This is a genomic window from Microbacterium sp. Root280D1, from assembly GCF_001428975.1.
Taxonomy (GTDB): domain Bacteria; phylum Actinomycetota; class Actinomycetes; order Actinomycetales; family Microbacteriaceae; genus Microbacterium.
Window position 1 is genome coordinate 392,411 of sequence record NZ_LMJK01000002.1, and the last position, 18,384, is coordinate 410,794.

General features: G+C 68.5%; 16 protein-coding genes. 8 read left to right on the forward strand and 8 right to left on the reverse strand.

All coding sequences use genetic code 11. From position 1 onward, the window contains the following. Positions 1–16: 16 nt before the first annotated feature. Positions 17–1,012 carry an asparaginase gene (locus ASE34_RS07960; protein WP_056278407.1) on the reverse strand — a complete coding sequence of 332 codons (996 nt, stop codon included), beginning with the start codon at positions 1,010–1,012 and terminating at the stop codon, positions 17–19. A 91-nt stretch (positions 1,013–1,103) separates the two neighbouring features. On the opposite strand from ASE34_RS07960, the gene ASE34_RS07965 reads away from it, so the two are divergent. After that, on the forward strand, positions 1,104–1,598 hold the full coding sequence (locus ASE34_RS07965) for an OsmC family protein (RefSeq protein ID WP_053099076.1): 495 nt from the start codon (positions 1,104–1,106) through the stop codon (positions 1,596–1,598). Between the two features lie 12 nt (positions 1,599–1,610). On the opposite strand, the gene ASE34_RS07970 is transcribed toward ASE34_RS07965, so the two are convergent. Continuing rightward, a complete protein-coding gene (locus ASE34_RS07970; RefSeq protein ID WP_053095771.1) occupies positions 1,611–2,390 on the reverse strand; it encodes a lysophospholipid acyltransferase family protein in 780 nt (259 codons plus the stop codon). 123 nt (positions 2,391–2,513) lie between these two features. On the opposite strand from ASE34_RS07970, the gene ASE34_RS07975 reads away from it, so the two are divergent. Together ASE34_RS07975 and dxr are read left to right on the forward strand one after the other, a co-directional pair. Next, positions 2,514–3,503, forward strand: coding sequence for an FKBP-type peptidyl-prolyl cis-trans isomerase (locus ASE34_RS07975; RefSeq protein WP_056278410.1), 990 nt, complete (start codon positions 2,514–2,516; stop codon positions 3,501–3,503). Between the two features lie 36 nt (positions 3,504–3,539). After that, the gene (dxr, locus tag ASE34_RS07980; RefSeq protein ID WP_056278413.1) at positions 3,540–4,622 is read left to right on the forward strand and encodes a 1-deoxy-D-xylulose-5-phosphate reductoisomerase; all 1,083 of its coding nucleotides are present in this window, start codon (positions 3,540–3,542) and stop codon (positions 4,620–4,622) included. A gap of 84 nt (positions 4,623–4,706) precedes the next feature. Here the strand turns inward: dxr and ASE34_RS07985 are convergent, their stop codons facing one another. The 3 genes from ASE34_RS07985 to ASE34_RS07995 all read right to left on the reverse strand — a co-directional run bounded on the left by ASE34_RS07985 (position 4,707) and on the right by ASE34_RS07995 (position 7,775). Beyond that, positions 4,707–6,329, reverse strand: coding sequence for a Mur ligase family protein (locus ASE34_RS07985; RefSeq protein WP_056278416.1), 1,623 nt, complete (start codon positions 6,327–6,329; stop codon positions 4,707–4,709). An 89-nt stretch (positions 6,330–6,418) separates the two neighbouring features. Further along, complete coding sequence (locus ASE34_RS07990; protein WP_056278419.1) at positions 6,419–7,114, reverse strand: YcnI family protein; 696 nt, start codon at positions 7,112–7,114, stop codon at positions 6,419–6,421. A gap of 88 nt (positions 7,115–7,202) precedes the next feature. Beyond that, positions 7,203–7,775 (reverse strand): hypothetical protein, encoded by a 573-nt coding sequence (locus tag ASE34_RS07995; RefSeq protein WP_056278422.1) that lies wholly within the window; start codon positions 7,773–7,775, stop codon positions 7,203–7,205. Positions 7,776–7,857: 82 nt separating this feature from the next. On the opposite strand from ASE34_RS07995, the gene ASE34_RS08000 reads away from it, so the two are divergent. Beyond that, a complete protein-coding gene (locus ASE34_RS08000) occupies positions 7,858–9,174 on the forward strand; it encodes a M50 family metallopeptidase (protein WP_150115054.1) in 1,317 nt (438 codons plus the stop codon). A gap of 43 nt (positions 9,175–9,217) precedes the next feature. Here the strand turns inward: ASE34_RS08000 and ASE34_RS08005 are convergent, their stop codons facing one another. Beyond that, positions 9,218–11,101 carry a chorismate-binding protein gene (locus ASE34_RS08005; protein ID WP_056278425.1) on the reverse strand — a complete coding sequence of 628 codons (1,884 nt, stop codon included), beginning with the start codon at positions 11,099–11,101 and terminating at the stop codon, positions 9,218–9,220. Positions 11,102–11,331: 230 nt separating this feature from the next. Here ASE34_RS08005 and ispG point away from each other — a divergent pair, with 230 nt between their 5' ends. Next, positions 11,332–12,483, forward strand: a complete 1,152-nt coding sequence (gene ispG / locus ASE34_RS08010) for a flavodoxin-dependent (E)-4-hydroxy-3-methylbut-2-enyl-diphosphate synthase (protein WP_187249498.1) — start codon at positions 11,332–11,334, stop codon at positions 12,481–12,483. Between the two features lie 84 nt (positions 12,484–12,567). After that, on the forward strand, positions 12,568–13,434 hold the full coding sequence (locus ASE34_RS08015; RefSeq protein WP_056278430.1) for a hypothetical protein: 867 nt from the start codon (positions 12,568–12,570) through the stop codon (positions 13,432–13,434). A 7-nt stretch (positions 13,435–13,441) separates the two neighbouring features. Here the strand turns inward: ASE34_RS08015 and ASE34_RS08020 are convergent, their stop codons facing one another. Then, positions 13,442–14,134, reverse strand: coding sequence for a nucleotidyltransferase domain-containing protein (locus tag ASE34_RS08020; protein WP_056278433.1), 693 nt, complete (start codon positions 14,132–14,134; stop codon positions 13,442–13,444). Positions 14,135–14,174: 40 nt separating this feature from the next. Further along, positions 14,175–15,590, reverse strand: a complete 1,416-nt coding sequence (locus ASE34_RS08025; protein WP_056278434.1) for an RNB domain-containing ribonuclease — start codon at positions 15,588–15,590, stop codon at positions 14,175–14,177. A 163-nt stretch (positions 15,591–15,753) separates the two neighbouring features. Here ASE34_RS08025 and ASE34_RS08030 point away from each other — a divergent pair, with 163 nt between their 5' ends. After that, positions 15,754–16,524 (forward strand): isocitrate lyase/PEP mutase family protein, encoded by a 771-nt coding sequence (locus ASE34_RS08030; RefSeq protein ID WP_053095782.1) that lies wholly within the window; start codon positions 15,754–15,756, stop codon positions 16,522–16,524. Between the two features lie 43 nt (positions 16,525–16,567). After that, positions 16,568–18,325 carry a proline--tRNA ligase gene (locus ASE34_RS08035; RefSeq protein ID WP_056278438.1) on the forward strand — a complete coding sequence of 586 codons (1,758 nt, stop codon included), beginning with the start codon at positions 16,568–16,570 and terminating at the stop codon, positions 18,323–18,325. Positions 18,326–18,384 lie beyond the last annotated feature (59 nt).

Here is an 18,384-nt window from a genome sequence, read left to right on the forward strand (position 1 = left end):
GCGTGTCGTCTCCTGGTCAGATGGCACTGCCGGGGCGAACGGCTCCGACCGTCGCCCCACCGCCGAGCACCTCGAGAGGCAGCGCGGCGGCGAGTGTCGCCACGTCCGAATCGGTGAGCCCGCCTGCGCGCGCCAGCAGAGTCGCCGCCACGATGGTCGACGCGCGCGCCCCGCCGTCGAGCATCTTCAGCGCGACGGTCGTGCCGTTCGGGGCGACCATGACCATGATCCCTTCGGCACCGCCCTTCGCGAACACGCCGAGTGTCTCGATCGCGATGGTGTCCGGGCGCCCCGGGCCGTCGATTGTCCACGGGTGTTCACGCACCGCACGCACCAGCGAGCCGGCCACCCGGTGCAGGGCGAAGGGCGAGCGGTCCGAGGCGGTGCCGATCCGGTGGATCGATCGGGCGAGGCCCGTCAGCGTGATCGCGTATACCGGGGCGCCGCAGCCGTCGATGGCCGTGTGAGCGACCTTCTCGCCGGTGAGCCGCTCGATCACGTCGCGGATGTGCAGCTGAAGCGGATGCGCCGGATCCAGGTAGCTGTCGGTCGGCCAGCCCGTCGCGACGCAGGCACGGAGCATGGCCGCGTGCTTGCCTGAGCAGTTCATGCGGATACGTGTCTGTGCGCCGTGTTCGCGCACGAGCTCGTCGCGAGCGGCGGTGTCGCCCGGCCACGCCGGCGGGCAGCCCAGGTGGTCCTCGGTGAGACCGCCCTCGGTGAGCACGTTGCGAACCACGGAGGCATGACGATCCGTGCCGCTGTGGCTCGCGGTCGACATGGCGAGCTGCTCGTCCTCGAGAGCGGCACCCGCGGTGATGCACGCCACGGCCTGCAGCGGCTTGAGGCTCGAGCGCGGAAGTATCAGGGCGTCGGCGTTGCCGTATCGAGCGACGACGTCGCCGTCGGGTGAGAGGACCACCGCCGCCCCCGCGTGGCGGGACTCGATGAACCCGCTGCGTTCGACGACGGCGAGTTCCACGGCATCTTGAACGGTGAGAGTCTCCAGCACCTCCCCAGGATATCGTCGGATGGGTGTCGACCGTGCCACCGGCACATCGTCCGGCACATCGTCCGGCAGAGTCGAGTGGCAGACTGTCGATATGGCAGATCGACTCGCGCCGCTCGGCGAGCACCGTTACTCACTCACCTCGACCTGGACCGGAAACTCTGGCACCGGCACCAGCGGCTACCGCGAGTATCGACGCGATGTCACGCTCGAGGTCGACGGCAAGCCCGACATCCTGGCCTCAGCCGATAAGCCGTTCCGTGGCGATCCGTCCCGGTGGAACCCTGAGGATCTGCTCCTCGCCTCCCTGTCGCAGTGCCATCTGCTCTCGTATCTGCACGCGTGCGTGACGGCTGGCGTCGTCGTCGTCTCCTACCGCGATACGGCCTCCGGCATGATGCGAGAGGACGGGCGCGGCGGCGGCGCGTTCGTCGAGGTGATGCTGCGGCCCGAGGTCGTCGTCGCGGACGCCTCGATGAGAGAGGCGGCCGAACGTGCCCATGCCCAGGCGAACGCGTGGTGCTTCATCGCGAATTCGATGAACTTCCCCGTGCGGCACGAAGCCTCGGTCCGCGCCGAGCAGAGCTGAGCGGCGGCGGCGTCAGCGGCGCTCGTGGGGCAGCGCCTGCTTGATCTTCTCGATGGTGCCCTGCGCGGGAGCCTCGTTGTAGGCGTCCGCCAGTTCCTGCCCGGACAGGGCATGGATCGCGGCCATGATCTCGTCCGTCGCGAGTCTGCGGGCGCGCCCGCTCGTGGCGGGTCCGTGGGGCGAGAGGTCGAGAGGTTCGCCGAAGCGCACGGTGATGCGCTCCTTCAGGGTCGGCATCTTGGCGCCGACGGGCATCACCTTGTCCGTGCCGACGAGGCCGACCGGCACGACCGGCGCACCGGTCTGCAGGGCGAGGAACGCCACGCCGGTGCGTCCCTTGTAGAGGCGTCCGTCCGTCGAGCGCGTGCCCTCCGGGTAGAGGGCGACAGCGAGGCCCTCATCGAGAAGCTGACGCTGCACGTCGAGTGCGTCGAGGGCGGCCTTCCCCGCTCCACGGCGGACCGAGATCGCCCCGATGGACTCGAAGAACGTCTTGCTGAGCCAGCCCTTGAATCCAGGGCCCTCGAAATACGTGGACTTCGCGAGGAAGTGCACGGGCCTCGGTGCGGCGACCGGGATCGCGATCGAGTCGATGAACGACAGGTGGTTGCTCGCGAAGATGACCGGGCCGTCCTGAGGGACGTTCTCCCTGCCTTCGATGCGGGGCCGGTAGATCGTGCGCGCGAGGGGCGTGATGAGGCTGCGACCGAGCGCATAGGCGAAGCCGGCGTGGCGAGGCTTCTCAGTCTCTGCGGGCGAAGTTTCGGGCTCCACGGACTGCTCTGACGTCATCAGAGCAGATTACCCCGGCGATCATGCCCCGGTGGGAATGAAGCGCCGGAGCGAGTCTCCCAGCATCGGCAAAGGGGTATGGGGGATGATGGGGTGTCCCGCCCGCGATCCTGAGGTTCCACTGTGCGCAAGCGTCCGCTTATCGTCCTGTCCACCGTCGCCGCGGCGACCCTTCTGCTGGCCGGGTGCGCCGGAGGCTCGGACCCCGAGTCCACGAGCACTCCTGACCCTGCCGCCGAGACCTCCTGCCTGGCGGACATCGCGTCGGGCGCCGGCTCCGATGCCGTGACCGTCGAGGGATCCGGGGCAGACGCCAAGGTCACGGTGCCGGCGGGCACCGACCTCGCGGAGGCCGAGCGCTCGGTCGTCGTCGAGGGTGACGGCGATGACGTCATGCCCGGCGATCTCGTGTCTCTGCGCTACCAGCTCATCGACGCCACCACCAACGAGGTGCTCAGCACCTCGGAGCGGGGCCCCGACGGGGTACTGTCAGCCCTGCTCGCGGTGCAGCAGCCTCAGCAGATCGTCGACCCGACGCAGTCCACGGTGTTCACGGTGGCGGCCGAGTGCCTCCCGATCGGTTCGAGTGTCGTGCTGACGCTCCCCGCCGCGCAGGAGGGCATGAACCCGAGCGTCCTCTACGTCGAGACGATCGAACAGCTTCCTACGACCGCATCCGGCTCTGATGTCGACGCGACCGAAGGCATGCCGACCGTGAAGCTCGACGACGAGGGCTCGCCGACGATCACGCTCCCGGACTCCGATGCTCCCGCCGAGACGGAGGTGGCCGTCCTCAAGCAGGGCGACGGCGCCGTCGTCGGCGCAGGCGACCTGGTCACTGTGCAGTACCGCGGTGTGAAGTGGTCGGACGGCTCGGAGTTCGACTCCAGCTGGAGCCGGGATGCAGCTCCCTCGCAGTTCCAGACCAGCGGTGTCGTGACGGGCTTCAAGATGGCACTCGAGGGCCAGAAGGTCGGTTCGCAGGTCATCGTCACCATGCCTCCGAAGGATGGCTATGGCGAGGGCGAGATCAACGACACCGATCTGACCGGCGAGACCCTGGTCTTCGTCGTCGACATCCTCGCGACCACGCCGATCGAACAGGCCCAGTAAGACGGAGGGGTCGAGGGCTTGCCATAGGCTGGCGGCATGCGTCGCATCATCGTCCTCGGCTCCACCGGCTCCATCGGCACACAGGCGCTCGACGTCATCCGGGCGAATCCACGTCGCTTCGAACTCGTCGGGCTCGCGGCCGGAACGAATGCCGAGATGCTCGCAGAGCAGGCTGCCGCTTTCGGGGTCGAGAACATCGCGCTCGGCGCGACCGAGGCCGAGCAGCTCGTGCGTGACGTCGAGGCTGACGTCGTTCTCAACGCGATCACCGGATCGATCGGACTCGGCGCCACTCTCGCGGCGCTGAAGGCGGGAAGAACGCTCGCTCTCGCGAATAAGGAGTCCCTCGTCGTCGGAGGCGAGTTGGTGCGCGCAGCAGCTGCCCCTGACCAGATCGTCCCGGTCGACTCCGAGCACTCGGCGCTCGCCCAGGCGCTGCGAAGCGGCACGCACGCCGAGGTGCGCCGCCTGGTCGTGACGGCATCCGGTGGTCCGTTCCGGGGCCGTTCGCGTGATCAGATGCTCGATGTCGCGCCGCAGGAAGCGCTCGCGCACCCCACCTGGGACATGGGCCGGATGGTTACGACGAACTCCGCGACGCTCGTGAACAAGGGACTCGAGGTGATCGAGGCGCACCTGCTGTTCGATGTCGCCTACGACGACATCGAGGTCGTGGTGCACCCGCAGTCCATCGTGCATTCGATGGTCGAATTCATCGACGGCTCGACGATCGCTCAGGCGTCCCCGCCCGACATGCGTCTGCCGATCTCGCTGGGTCTCGACTGGCCGAGCCGTGTGGGCGGCGTCGGTCGCCCGCTCGACTGGACTCAGGCGACCTCCTGGACCTTCGAGCCGCTCGACAACGACGCGTTTCCGGCGGTCGATCTCGCGAAGTCCGTCGGTCGTGCGGCTGCCACTTTCCCTGCGGTCTACAACGCGGCCAACGAGCAGGCCGTCGATGCCTTCCACGAGGGTCGCCTGCCGTTCCTCGGGATCGTCGACACGATCTCTCGGGTCGTCGACTCCCACGAGCCCCCGCAGACGCTGACGGTCGAGTCGCTGGCGGATGCCGAGGAGTGGGCGCGCCGCAAAGCCGACCAGCTCATTGCTCGAGCCTGACCGAACGGTTCTGGGCGGTATTCCGCCCATGCCGCGCGGTCGGCCCGGGCGCGAATGCGGTGGTCGACGGCATCCGCTCCCGGGTCAGTCCTCGTCCGGGTAGGGAACCGGCCAGTGCGAATCGGGCACGGGCCATCCGGCTGCTCGGAGGGCACGACGCGCCAGCTCGCGGGCCGAGTACGGCGTGCGAACGCCCCGGATGTCGCGATAGTCCTGGTGGCCGGGTCCCGCCCACAGGATCGAGTCGCCTTCGCCGACCAGGCCCACGGCCGCCACGATGGCCGTCTCGGGAGGCGAGTACTCATGGATCTGCGCGTCCGGGCGCGCGGCGCGTGCGCCGGCCACGAGAGTGGCTCTGATCGAGTCGGGGTCTTCGAAACGGGGGTGGTGGTCCGTGACGACGAGGATGTCGCTGCCCTCGACGGCCGTGCGCGCCATGTCGTAGCGCTTGCTGGCATCGCGGTCGCCATCGGCGCCGAAGAGCATCAGCACCTTGCCCGGTGTGACACGGCGGACCGCGGCGAGCGTCTTCTCGAACGCGTCGGGGGAGTGCCCGAAGTCGACGAAGACGACCGGGCCGGAGTCGCCGGAGACGAGCTGGGTGCGACCGGGAAGGTGCGCCAGAATGCCACCGTCGCGATCGAGTGCCGTGGCGATTCGATCCCAGGCGTAGCCGCCCTCGAGCAGCATCACGATGGCGAGTGCTGCGTTCGCGGCCATGTGCGGACCGATCACGGGAACCGTCGTCGTGAGCCTGCCTGCCGGGCCGGTGAGAGTGAACGTGGTGCCGGACGCGCGTTCGTCGTCGATCACGACGACCCAGTCGGCACGGGCCGCGGCATCGGGGTCGGCGGCGATGGAGGGCGTGCCGACGGTGACCACGGGGATCTCCGAGCGCTGAACGACCGTGGCGCCCGACGGGGAATCGAGGCATACCACTGCGCGGGTCGCTCGATCCGGACGGAAGAGCGGCAGCTTCGCCTCGAAGTACTCCTCCATGTCGACGTAGTCGTCGAGGTGGTCATGGCTGAGGTTGGTGAAGCCGGCGACGTCGAAGCGGATGCCGTCGACGCGATGACGTGAGAGCGCCTGCGCGCTGACCTCGACGGCCACGGCTTCGACATCGCGCTCGCGCATCAAGGCGAGGAGCGCGTGCATCTCGGATGCCTCAGGAGTGGTGAGTCTCGACACGATCACCTCGCCGGCGATGTGTCGTTCGGCGGTCGATGAGAGTCCGGTGACGACGCCGAGCTGGTCGAGGATGCCCTCGAGGAGGTGCGAGACACTCGTCTTGCCGTTCGTCCCGGTCGTCGCGAACAGCAGCGGGAGCGGCTCGCCTGCGCCGGTGCCGTAGACCCAGGCGCTGAGGGCGCCGAGGACTGCGCGCGGGTCGTCCACCACGAGCACGGGCAGGCCCGCGGGTTCGGCGATCTCGGCGCCGTCCTCATCCGTGATGATCGCGACAGCGCCCTTCTCCGCGGCGGTGACCGCGAAATCGGCGCCGTGGCGGTTCACGCCTCGGATCGCGACGAACGCCTCGCCGGGGCGGAGATCGGCGGTGGCCAGGGTGATGCCGGACAGGGTGACACCGGTCACCTCGCCACGGACGTCTCGTGCGAATCGAGAGGCGAGTTCGGACAGCTCACGCCGGGGCGGGTTCGCGGGGCGGAGCACGGGAGGCAGGCTCGGTTGTTGTTCAATCGACATGTCCCTTTCATGATCTCACGCCCGCGGCGCGATGACCGGGTGCGGCACGTCTCCCCGGCCGCATGCGATCGGGGAGACGTGCCGGCGCGTCACGCCGCGCGGCGGTACGCCAGTACCGAGACCACGAGCGCGGCGATGCCGGCGACGAGGCCGCCTGCGCCCAGCGCCGTGCCGACCGCATTCGCGGATCCCGCATCGTCGGCCGCGTCCGCAACGGCAGAGTCTGCATCTCCCGCATCTTCGGCAGAGTCATGCTCGCCGTGCCCGCCGGCAGCGGCCGCGGTCACCTCGACCACGGGAGCGGGCGCGTCGAGGCTGTGCGGGTCCTCGCCGTCCTCCGCGAGCTGTGTCCATTCGGTGCTGCCTTCGACGCAGGTCTGGATCACGGGGAAAGCGAGGGAAGCGGGTGTGTTCTCGTCGAGGCCGACCGCCATGCTGACCGCTCCGCGCAGCTCGTTGGGCACCGGTGCGACGGCGGTGTACGTCACGGCGCTGACGAGCCCGTCGTCGCCCTTCTCTACGTCGATCGTCCAGTCGCTGTCCATGGTGGGCGCGACCGACGCGAGCCCCTCCGGCATCGTGACCTTCAGCGAGGTGGTCGGAGAGTTCTCGCAGCCGTGCGCGAACGAGAAGGTCAGAACACCGTGGTCTCCTGCAGTCAGCTCGTCGGGGCTGACGCTGACGTGTGCGCTGGCCATGGCCGGGATCGCGAGTGCGAGGATCGCACCCCCGATGAGGCCTGCGGTGACGTTGCGACGGGTGGTGCGGGTGTTGGTGGAACGCATGGTGGTACTCCTGTGTGCTGATCTGCGGGCGCGTCGGTGTGCGCGTCGTCCGCGGGAAGGGGAAACGCCTCGGGGAGGCGATGCGAGATCAGACGAGTGCAGGAGGCCCGCGGCGGGAGACCGACGCAGCGAGAAGGTCCTGATCCGGCAGCCGGATCGAGAGTACGGGGAGCGCGGGGGGCTCGGACAGAGGCCGGAACACGGCGACCGCGTGACGAAGGCGAGCCCGCACCCATCCGGCGATGGCCCGCACCGACGATTCGCCGTGGCACAGCAGCGCAGTGGTGAGGATCGCCGCGACGACGTGGCCGATGAGCATGAGAGAGTCGGGGGCGGTCGTCGCGACCACCGGGCCCAGAGCTGCGAGATCGAGGTGGTGCTGATGTCCCGCCGGTGCCGCCGTTCCGGTCGGCGTGCCGAGCAGCTGGAACACCAGGTGGAAGAGCCCCTGGCTGATCAGCACCGTCAGAGCGATCCGCGCGCGAGACATCCCTACGCCGATGAGCAGCGCGGCGAGCGGGACCAGGAGGATCGCCACGGCGACCACGAGGAGCGGATGCGGCGCGGCCCCGCCGGCGGTGGTGTGCGATGCGGCGGCGACGAGAGTCGCAGCACCGGATGCCGTCGCTGCGCGCAGAAGTCGCAGCTGGCGGGAGGTCACGGGACAAGCCTAACCGTGCGAGGCGGTCGCCCCGTGCAGCTCTCGGGGCGTATTCCTAGGCGTCGAGCACTAGCTTGGGGGAGTGGAAGCACTGCTCTATCTGGCCGGCATCGTGTTCATGCTGATCGGCCTCGGTCTGTCGATCGGTCTGCATGAGGTCGGACATCTCCTGCCGGCCAAGCTGTTCGGCGTGCGCGTCGGCCAGTACATGATCGGCTTCGGTCCGAGGATCTGGTCCAAGCGAATCGGCGAGACCGAGTACGGGTTCAAGCTGCTGCCGCTCGGTGGGTTCATCTCGATGTCGGGGATGTACCCGGCTTCCGCCGCATCGGGGCCTGCGAAGGGCGTGTTCAGCGCTCTCGTCCAGGACGCACGGACGGCGAATGACGAGACGATCGCCGAGGGCGCTGAGGACCGCGTCTTCTACCGGCTTCCCGTGTGGAAGCGCGTCATCGTGATGCTCGGCGGTCCGCTGATGAATCTGATCCTCGCGGTCGTGATCTTCACCGTCCTCGTCTCCGGGATCGGCGTCCAGCAGGGAACCACGACGATCGCTTCGGTGAACGAGTGCGTGCTCCCCGCCGGCTCATCGGCGACCGAATGCACGCCGGACGATCCGGCCACGCCCGCGGCAGAAGCCGGGATCCTCCCGGGCGACGTCCTCGTGTCCGTGGACGGGCAGCCGGTGTCGACGTTCGCTCAGGCGACCGCCATCGTGCAGGCGGCGCCGGGCGAGACCCTGGAAATGGTGGTGCTGCGGGACGGTGCCGAGGAGACGCTGAGCATCACGCCTATCGAAGCTGAGCGCACCATCACGGATGCGAGTGGGCAGCCCGTCCTCGACGACGACGGGCAACCCGTCGTGCGAGAGGTCGGCTACGTGGGTATGGCCGCTCAGATGGGCTTCGTGCCGCAGCCGCTCTCCGCCGGCCCCCAGATGGCCGCGGACACCGTCGCCCGCGTGGGGTCGATGATCGTCACCCTTCCCGTTCGGATCTGGGACGTGGGCGTCTCACTGGTCACCGGTTCGGAGCGGGACCCGAATGGACCCTTGAGCGTCGTCGGGGTCGGACGCATCGCCGGTGAGGTCGCAGCGACCGATGCGCCGGTCCTCAATCGGTTCTCCGTGCTTCTCGGACTTCTCGGCTCCCTGAACGTGGCCCTGTTCGTGTTCAACCTGATTCCGCTGCTGCCGCTCGACGGCGGTCATGTCGTGGTCGCCCTGTGGGACGGCATAAGGCGCGCCTGGGCGAAGCTGTTCCGCCGTCCGCCGCCCGCGCCCGTCGACGCGACCAGGCTCGTGCCGCTCACGGTCGTCGTCGCCACGCTTCTCATCGCGATGGGGGCCGTGCTGCTCCTCGCCGACGTGTTCAACCCCGTGAAGCTCTTCGGAGGTTGAGCGGCCGGTGCGGCCGATCCACCGGACTGCGCCCGGTCGAGGATCAGCTGAGCGCGTGCGTGACCAGGCGCTCGAGAGTGCGGATGCCGTCGCGGGACAGGATCGATTCCAGGTGCCCCTGCACCGACGCGAAGCGGTCGCCGCGAAGCGCATAGACGTCGCCTGATTCCGGGTCTGCCGACACCTCGACCGAGCCGATCGACGTCGTGCCCGGAGCAACCCTGGCGGTGAAGGTGTTGTAGAAGCCGATCGAGGCGTTCTCGCCGAACACGGGCACCGCCTTCTGCAGCCCCTGGTGCGGCGCCGCGAGGGGTGTCAGTTCGATGCCGAAGCGATCACTGAGGATCTGGTGGCTCAGGCACACCGCGAGCAGTGGCGCCTCGGCGTCGACACGTCGGGACACGACCTCACGCAGTCGAGTGATGCGGTCGCTCTCGACGTCACGGGGATCGCCGGGCCCCGGACCCGCGACAACGAGGTCGGCTGCATCGAGCTCCGCGTCGTCGGCGTCGCTCCAGGCGCGGATCGCGACGTCGAGTCCCAGGTGGCGCAGCTGATGCGCCAGCATCGTGGTGAAACGATCCTCTGCATCGACGACGATCGCCGATCGCCCGGCGAAAGGACCGCTCAGGTCGTCGCCCTGCGGATTCAACCAGAAGTCCGCGAGCCGCGCATTGCGGGACGAGAGGAGCTCCGAGACCGCGGGGTCGTCGGCAAGCGTCTGCGGCCGACCCGGGGCGTCCGCGTCGTCGCGGGCTTCGGCGACGCGGTCTCGGTCGATCGCTCCGATCGCGCCGAGCACCCCAGCGGCCTTGCCATGCGTCTCCGACACCTCGCCGTGGGGATCCGAGTGCCGAACCAGGGTCGCACCCACCGGGACGCTGAGCGACCCGTTCTGCAGGTACACGGTTCGGATGAGGATCGGGGCGTCGAGGTCGTGACCGCCGTCGACGTTCGGAGTGAACAGTGCGGCGACACCCGAGTAGTATCCGCGGGGCTTCTTCTCGTGCCGGCGGATCACCGCGCATGCGTTCTGCATCGGCGAGCCCGTCACCGTCGGCGCGAACATCGTCTCGCGCAGGATGTCCCGCGGGTCGAGCGTGCTGCGCCCGCGGAGCATGTACTCCGTGTGCGTGAGGCGGGACATCTCCTTCAGATGCGGGCCGGTGATGCGCCCACCGTCGGAGCAGACGGCGCTCATCATCTTGAGCTCCTCGTCCACGACCATGAAGAGCTCCTCGGTCTCCTTGGTCGACGAGAGGAAGTCCACCAGGGTGTCCCGAGTCGCTCCGCCGGCCGGGTGGCGGAAGGTGCCCGAGATCGGGTTCATGGTGACGACGCCGCCTCGCGCGACGACATGCGCCTCGGGGCTCGCGCCGACGGCGATGTGTCCGGGCGTGACGACCGCGAAGGTCCAGTAGGCGCCGCGTTCGTGCGTGAGCAGGGCGCGGAACCAGGTGAGGGCCGCGGCTCGGTCGTCGACGTCGATCTCTGCGGTGAAGTCGCGGCGGATCACGAAGTTCGCGCCCTCGCCCCGTCCGATCTCGTCGGCGATCACGGTCTCGACGATCTGGGCGTAGTCGTCGTCGGCGATGTCGAAGCCGCCGTCACGAAGGGGGACAGGGGCGGAAGGGAGTTCGGCGACCAGTTCGGAAGCCGGGAGATGCAGATGCTCGTCGACCACGATGCATCGCAGCGGCGCGCCGTCGTCCTGGGCGACGAACCCGCGCTCGCGCACCTGGCGGTACGGCACCATGGCGAAGATCTCGCGGGGGGTGCCCTCGATCGTGAGCGGGATGTCGGCGAGCAGGTCGACGTCGACGACCTCGCCTGTGAGCAGCTCGACGGTGTCGGCGCCGTCGCGGGCGATCAGCACGAACGAGGCCGTGGGATCTGCGGTGAGCTCGGCAAGACGTGAGAGGGTCATCGGTGTCTCCTGTGCGTGGCTCCGGCTCGGCTCAACGAAAAGACCGCCCCGGAGGCGGTCTGGATTCGTGGGAACGCGAACACACCGCCTAAGAGGCGGGCCACCAGGTGAAGTTCGCGAGCATGGGCTGAAAACTATCACACCGAACGCCGCGTTCCCGGTCGTATGACGCGCATCCGAGCCGGGCGACATCCAGCCTGTGTGCATTCAGGCGGCGTAGGCTGGGGGTTGTGCCAGCAGTGAATCTTGGGATGCCGAAGATCCCCGAAGTCCTCGCCCCGCGCCGCAAGTCTCGCCAGATCAAGGTGGGCAAGGTGCTCGTGGGTGGTGACGCTCCCGTCACCGTGCAGTCCATGACGACGACGAAGACGACGGACATCAACGCGACGCTCCAGCAGATCGCCGAGCTGACCGCGTCCGGATGCGAGATCGTCCGTGTCGCCGTCCCTCATCAGGACGACGCCGACGCGTTGAAGATCATCGCCATGAAGAGCCAGATCCCGGTGATCGCCGACATCCACTTCCAGCCGCGCTACATCTACACCGCCATCGATGCGGGATGCGGCGCCGTGCGTGTGAACCCCGGGAACATCCGGGAGTTCGACGGCAACGTCGGCAAGATCGCGGAGGCGGCCAAGGCCGCGGGTGTCTCTCTGCGGATCGGTGTCAATGCCGGGTCGCTCGACCGGCGCATCCTCACCAAGTACGGCAAGGCGACGGCTGAGGCCCTCGTCGAGAGTGCCGTCTGGGAGGCGTCGCTGTTCGAGGAGCACGACTTCCACGATTTCAAGATCTCGGTCAAGCACAACGACCCGATCGTCATGGTGAAGGCCTACCGCCTGCTCGCCGAGCGGGGCGACTGGCCGCTGCACCTCGGTGTGACTGAGGCCGGTCCGGCGTTCCAGGGTACGATCAAGAGCGCCACGGCGTTCGGCATCCTGCTCGGTGAGGGCATCGGAGACACCATCCGCGTCTCACTGTCCGCACCGCCGGCCGAGGAGGTCAAGGTCGGTCACCAGATCCTGCAGTCGCTGAACCTGCGAGAGCGCAAGCTCGAGATCGTCTCGTGCCCCTCGTGCGGGCGCGCGCAGGTCGACGTGTACACGCTCGCCGAGAACGTGACCGAGGGTCTCAAAGACATGACGGTGCCGCTGCGCGTCGCCGTCATGGGATGCGTCGTGAACGGTCCCGGCGAGGCGCGGGAGGCTGACCTCGGGGTCGCCTCGGGCAACGGCAAGGGACAGATCTTCGTCAAGGGCGAGGTCATCAAGACCGTGCCGGAGGCCGACATCGTCGCGACGCTCATCGAAGAGGCGAACCGCATCGCGGCCGACATGGGGCCGGAAGCGCCTCTCGGCACCGCGCAGGTCGTCACGGTCTGACCGCGGAGCGTTCCCTCGCTCGGACTCGAAAGCGGGTCCTGTCGGCGGGGGACGGCGACCATCCAGCACACCTCAAGGAGCTCCATGCCCTCGTCAACTGTCGTGTCCTTCGCCGGTGGCGACGTCTCGGGTTCGAGCACCGTCGCACGGGTCGAGTCGACTCCCGCAGGTGTCGTCGTCGTCGTCGACGCGACGCCCTTCCACCCCGTCGACCACACCTGGCCCGATCAGCCGGGAGACAGCGGCGAGATCGCGCAGGACGGTTCGAGTGTTCGCGTCTCCGAGGCTGTGATGGCAGCGGTCTCCGACGAGGGCGAGTTCGCCGTGGCATCCGACATCCCGGTGAAGCGCGGCGCCGAGGGATGGACATGGCTCGTCGGTCATCCGCTGGAGGGGGAGGCCCCGTCCTGGCTGGTCGAGGGCGCACGTGTCGAGCTGGCGGTCGATTCGTCCCGGCGGGCTGGTCTCAGCCGCGGACATACGGCCTGCCACCTCGCGTCGTTGGCGCTCGACCTGGCTCTCGCCGACCTCTGGCGGAAGGACCCGGGCGAGGATGCTCTGGGCAACCCGAACTTCGAGGGGAAGGCCAATCAGTCCAGCCGCATCCACGTCGACGGTGCTGTGGACGAATACCGACTGGGAAAGAGCCTGCGCCGGGCAGGCTTCGACACGGAGACCTTCGCGACGACGCTCGCTGAGCGCGAGGCGGCGATCAACGCTCAGCTGGCCGAATGGGTGGCCTCCGGCGCATCGAGCAGGGTGGTGACCGAAGGCCCGACGATCGTGGACCGCCGTACTTGGCACTGCGACCTGCCGGAGGGCACGGCCGAGATCCTCTGCGGCGGCACGCACGTGGCGTCCCTCGCCGAGTTCGTCTCGATCTCAGTGACACTCGACCTGACCGATCCGCAGCTGCTGGTCATGACGACGCGGGCCGTGCCCGCATCCTGAGCCCCGCTCAGCGCACGAAGCCGCTCTGCACCCGGCCGCCCGCGCGGATGAGCTCGTCCTCGACCCGGGCGGCGAAGGCGGCGTAGTCCCGCGCGAGCAGAGGGGTGCTCAGGAGGTCGGCACGCTCGCGACTGAGGCTCCGAAGCCGTCGCGGAAGCCACTTGCCCGTCGCCGTCCAGCGTCCTTCGCTCAACAGCATGAGCTCCGCCATCCTCTCGAACAGGATGGCGGCCTCGACCTGCTGCTCCAGCGCATCCGTCGCATCCCTGAGATCGTCGAGCACATCGGTGATGACGTATCGGCGAAAGGCGGACTCCTTCGCGCTCAGGGAGGGGCCGTCGTCGAGCACGCTCCGCCATCGAGCGCGCAGCGCGGAGAGGCGACCGTCGTCTCGGATCGCGATGCCTTCGACGAGCATGTGCACCGTCACCGGTCGATGCTGTGCGACGCCGCGGTCGGCCCACTCGTCGAATCCCGCTGGGGTGTATGCGAAGACCTCGAAGATCTCGCCCTCGAACTCGTGCGTCGAGGCCTCGCTCGTCTGCTCCTCGACCGCGAAGAGGCGGTCGCCGAGAAGCAGCAGATCGATGTCGCTCGATGGCGTCCGCTCTCCGCGCGCGGTGCTCCCCGCCACTACCGCGACGTCTGCCCCGGGATAGTGAGCGTCGACGAATCGTTCAGCGATGGCGAGGTGGTCCACGCCGCCAGCGTAGCGTCCCTCCGCGTGTGTTCCGAGAGAGTCAGACGGCGAACTCGATCTCACCTCGGGTGACGTCCACCCGCTCGACACGGAGGCACACGATCGCGCCGGGGACGGTGTCGGGCGGCACAGGGGCGGAGGCCGTCACGGCGGGATCGGCGATCTGGACGGTCGCGCGCTCACCGCGCATCTCGATGACGGTCGCGTCGACGGATGCGCCGACCAGCGGTGTCATCAGCGCAGCCTCGACGCAGTTGATCGTCGCGGAATCGAGTCGGGAGGCACGCTGGCCGGACTCCTGCATCAGTGCAGGAAGCTCGGCGAGGGACTCGCGCACCCAGCCCGGAACCTCGCGACCCTCGGATGCGGCGAGGCAGACAGTGAGCGACCAGCGGTCGACGAGACGCCGCAATGGTGCGGTGGCATGAGCGTAGGGGGCGGCGATCGCCGCCTGTTCCGTGTCGGGCGGTACCGGGCCGTCGAAGGTCACATACCCCGCTCCGCGGAACAGGGACGCCGCAGCTTCGAGGATCGGGAGGGTCATGGGGTCTTCGCGGTCCAGCTCGCGGAGGTAGTCACCATACCTGCCGGTCGTCCACGGCCGGCCGAGGGCCTCGGTCTGGTGGCGGAACGCCTCGAACGACTTCTCATCGGGCTGGGGCATCGTCCGCAGGATCCCGATGCCTGCGTCGATCATGAGCGACGCGGCTGCCATGCCCGTCATGAGCGACAGCTGAGCATTCCATTCCTCGACAGGAAGCGGATGCCGGCGTTCGATGGCGAAGGTTCCGTCGACGCCCCGCACGACCTCTTCGTCCGGCAGGTTCAGGCTCGCACCGCCCCGCAGCTTCTCCTGCGCGATGCGGAGCGCGCCGATCTCCGGCAGAAGCTCGGCGGGACCCGCCTCGCCCTGATCGAGTGCCGCCTGCGTGCTGGCGTAGTCGAGCTGGGCGCGCGAGCGGATCAGCGCTCGCTCGAGCCGGAACTCCTCGACGACTCCCGCGGAATCCAACGCGAAGGTCCAGACGAGCGCGGGGCGATCCACATCGGCCAGCAGCGACGCACGATCCTCGCTCAACACCTTCGGATGCAACGGGATCGTGCCGTCCGCTGCATACAGGGTCTGACCTCGCCGGCGGGCTTCCGCGTCGACAGCGCCGCCCGGTCGCACGAAAGCGGGTACATCGGCGATCGCGTAGCGGACGGTGTAGCCGGATTCCCGGCGCTCGAGGTGGAAGGCCTGGTCGAGGTCGCGCGACCCGAGCGGATCCAGGGTGGCGAACGGGATGTCGCGCAGATCGAGCTCTGGGGTGGCAGCATCCGAGGCTGCAGCCTCCGCCAGGACCGCCGCAGGGAAGTCCGTGGGGGCGCCCAGAGATTCCCGCAGGGTGGCGAGCGCGACGGCGAGCTCGGTCTGCGCGGCTGACGGAGCAACGTGGGATCGGCGCTGAGGCATGACCCCACACTAGATCCTTCGCTTTCGCGAGCCGGTGCCGTCGGGGCAGCACCGCGGGAGCCGAGGGGTCGAGCCGTCAGCCGTAGCGATGCGCACCACCCGGAACCTGAGATTCGCGTGTCCGTCCGGCCCCGACCGGAATACTGGGCGTTAGCGTGGGGGCATGACCACTGCTGCGAAAGCCCAGACCCTGATCGGACTCTACGAAGCTCCGGAGATCCTCCGCGTCGTGAACGTGTGGGACGTCGTGTCCGCCCGCGCCGTCGCCAAGCTTCCCGAGACGAAGGCGATCGCGACGGCCGGACACGGCATCGCCGCCTCGTTCGGCTTCGAGGACGGCACCATCACCCGCGACATCATGATCGACATGGTCGGCCGCATCGCCGCATCCGTCTCCGTTCCGGTGACCGCCGACCTCGACGACGGATACGGCGACGCAGGAGAGACCACGCGACTCGCGATCGGCGCCGGCGTGGTGGGTGCCAACGTCGAAGACCGTCTGAAGCCGTTCGACGAGTCGGTCGCGGCCGTCGAGGCCATCGTCAAGGCCGCCGAGGCCGAGGGTGTTCCGTTCGCTCTGAACGCTCGTACCGACGCTTTCGTGCGCGCCGGCCACCGTCCTGTCGCCGAGAGCATCGCCGATGCGATCCAGCGCGGCCGGGCGTTCCTCGACGCCGGCGCCACGGCTGTCTTCGTTCCGGGCATGCTCGACGCCAACATCACGCGTCAGCTCGTGGAGGGGCTCGGCGAGGGCAAGCTCAGCGTCATCGGGCTCCCCGGCACCCTCGCCGCCTCGGAGTACGAGAAGCTCGGTGTGGCCCGCATCTCCTACGGCCCGCTCCCTCAGCGGGTCGCCTTGACCGCGGTCCAGGATCTTGCGGCAAGCCTCTACGCGGGCGGCGTGATCCCGAACGGCCTGCCCGCGCTCAACTGACGCATCGCGAAAACGAGCGACCACCGGTCAGTAGACTTGCCCGGTGGTCACTCGTCTTTCGAAATTCTTCCTCCGCACGCTCCGTGAAGACCCTGCAGGCGCAGAGGTCGCGAGCCACAAGCTGCTGATCCGCGCCGGGTACATCCGGCCGCAGGCTGCCGGTATCTTCGCGTGGCTCCCGCTGGGTCTCCGCGTGAAGGCCAAGATCGAGACCGTCGTCCGCGAGGAGATGGCCGCGGCAGGCGCACAGGAGGTGCACTTCCCGGCTCTCATGCCCCGCGAGTCGTATGAGGCGACCGGACGCTGGGACGAGTACGGCGACCTGCTGTTCCGTCTCCAGGACCGCAAGGGCGGCGACTACCTGCTCGCGCCGACGCACGAAGAGGCCTTCACGCTGCTCGTGAAGGACCTGTACTCGTCGTACAAGGATCTTCCCCTCACGCTCTACCAGATCCAGGACAAGTACCGCGATGAGGCGCGTCCGCGGGCAGGACTGCTTCGCGGACGCGAGTTCACGATGAAGGACGCCTATTCGTTCGATTCCTCCGATGAGGGTCTCGATCTCAGCTACCAGGCTCAGCGCGATGCCTACGAGCGCATCTTCCAGCGCCTGGGTCTCGAGTACGTCATCGTCCAGGCGGATGCCGGAGCGATGGGCGGTTCGCGGAGCGAGGAATTCCTGCACCCGACTCCCGTCGGCGAGGACACGTTCGTCCGCAGCGCCGGCGGATACGCCGCCAATGTGGAGGCATTCACGACCGCCGTTCCCGACGCCATCGCGTTCGACGCGGATGCGGCACCGGTGATCTTCGACTCGCCGAACACGCCCACGATCGAGACTCTCGTCGCGCACTCGAACGTGCACCTCGACGGCGACTACACGGCTGCGGACACGCTCAAGAACGTCGTGCTCGCGCTCACGCACCTCGACGGCACCCGTGAACTCGTCGTCGTCGGCATCCCCGGCGACCGCGAGGTCGACGAGAAGCGGGCCGAGGTCGCGTTCGCGCCCGCCGAGGTCGAGACCGCCACGGCAGACGACTTCGAGAAGAATCCGCTGCTCGTTAAGGGCTACATCGGCCCCTGGTCGCCCACGGGAGCTGTGCTCGGCGAGGAATCGGCTACCGGCATCCGCTACCTGGTCGACCCCCGTGTGAGCGAGGGCACGAGCTGGATCACCGGTGCGAACCTCGACGAGAAGCACGCGCATTCGGTTGTCGCCGGACGTGACTTCTTCGCCGACGGCATCGTCGAGATCGCCGACGTCCGCGCGGGCGATCCGGCTCCTGACGGCTCCGGTCCGGTCGAGCTCGCGCGCGGAATGGAGATCGGTCACGTGTTCCAGCTGGGTCGCAAGTACGCGGACGCGCTCGGACTCAAGGTGCTCAACGAGAACGGCAAGCTCGTCACGGTCACGATGGGGTCGTACGGCATCGGCGTGACGCGCATCCTGGCGATCATCGCCGAGTTGAACAACGACGAGAAGGGTCTCATCTGGCCGGCATCGGTCGCGCCCTTCGATGTGCAGGTCGTGGCTGCCGGTCGTGACCAGGTGGCCTTCGACGTGGCAGCTGAGCTCTCCGCTCAGCTCGAGTCCGCCGGTCTCGACGTGCTCTACGACGACCGCCCGAAGGTCTCGCCCGGAGTCAAGTTCGGAGACGCCGAGCTCGTTGGCGTTCCGCAGATCGTCATCGTCGGCCGAGGGGCCGCGGACGGTCAGGTCGAGCTGTGGGACCGGCGCACGGGGGATCGCAGCGCGGTGTCCGTCGCCGACGCCGTCGATCAGCTGACCCAGCGCTGACCTCGACGACAGAGAAATGCCGCGCACCTCACCGGGTGCGCGGCATTCTGTCGTTCGGA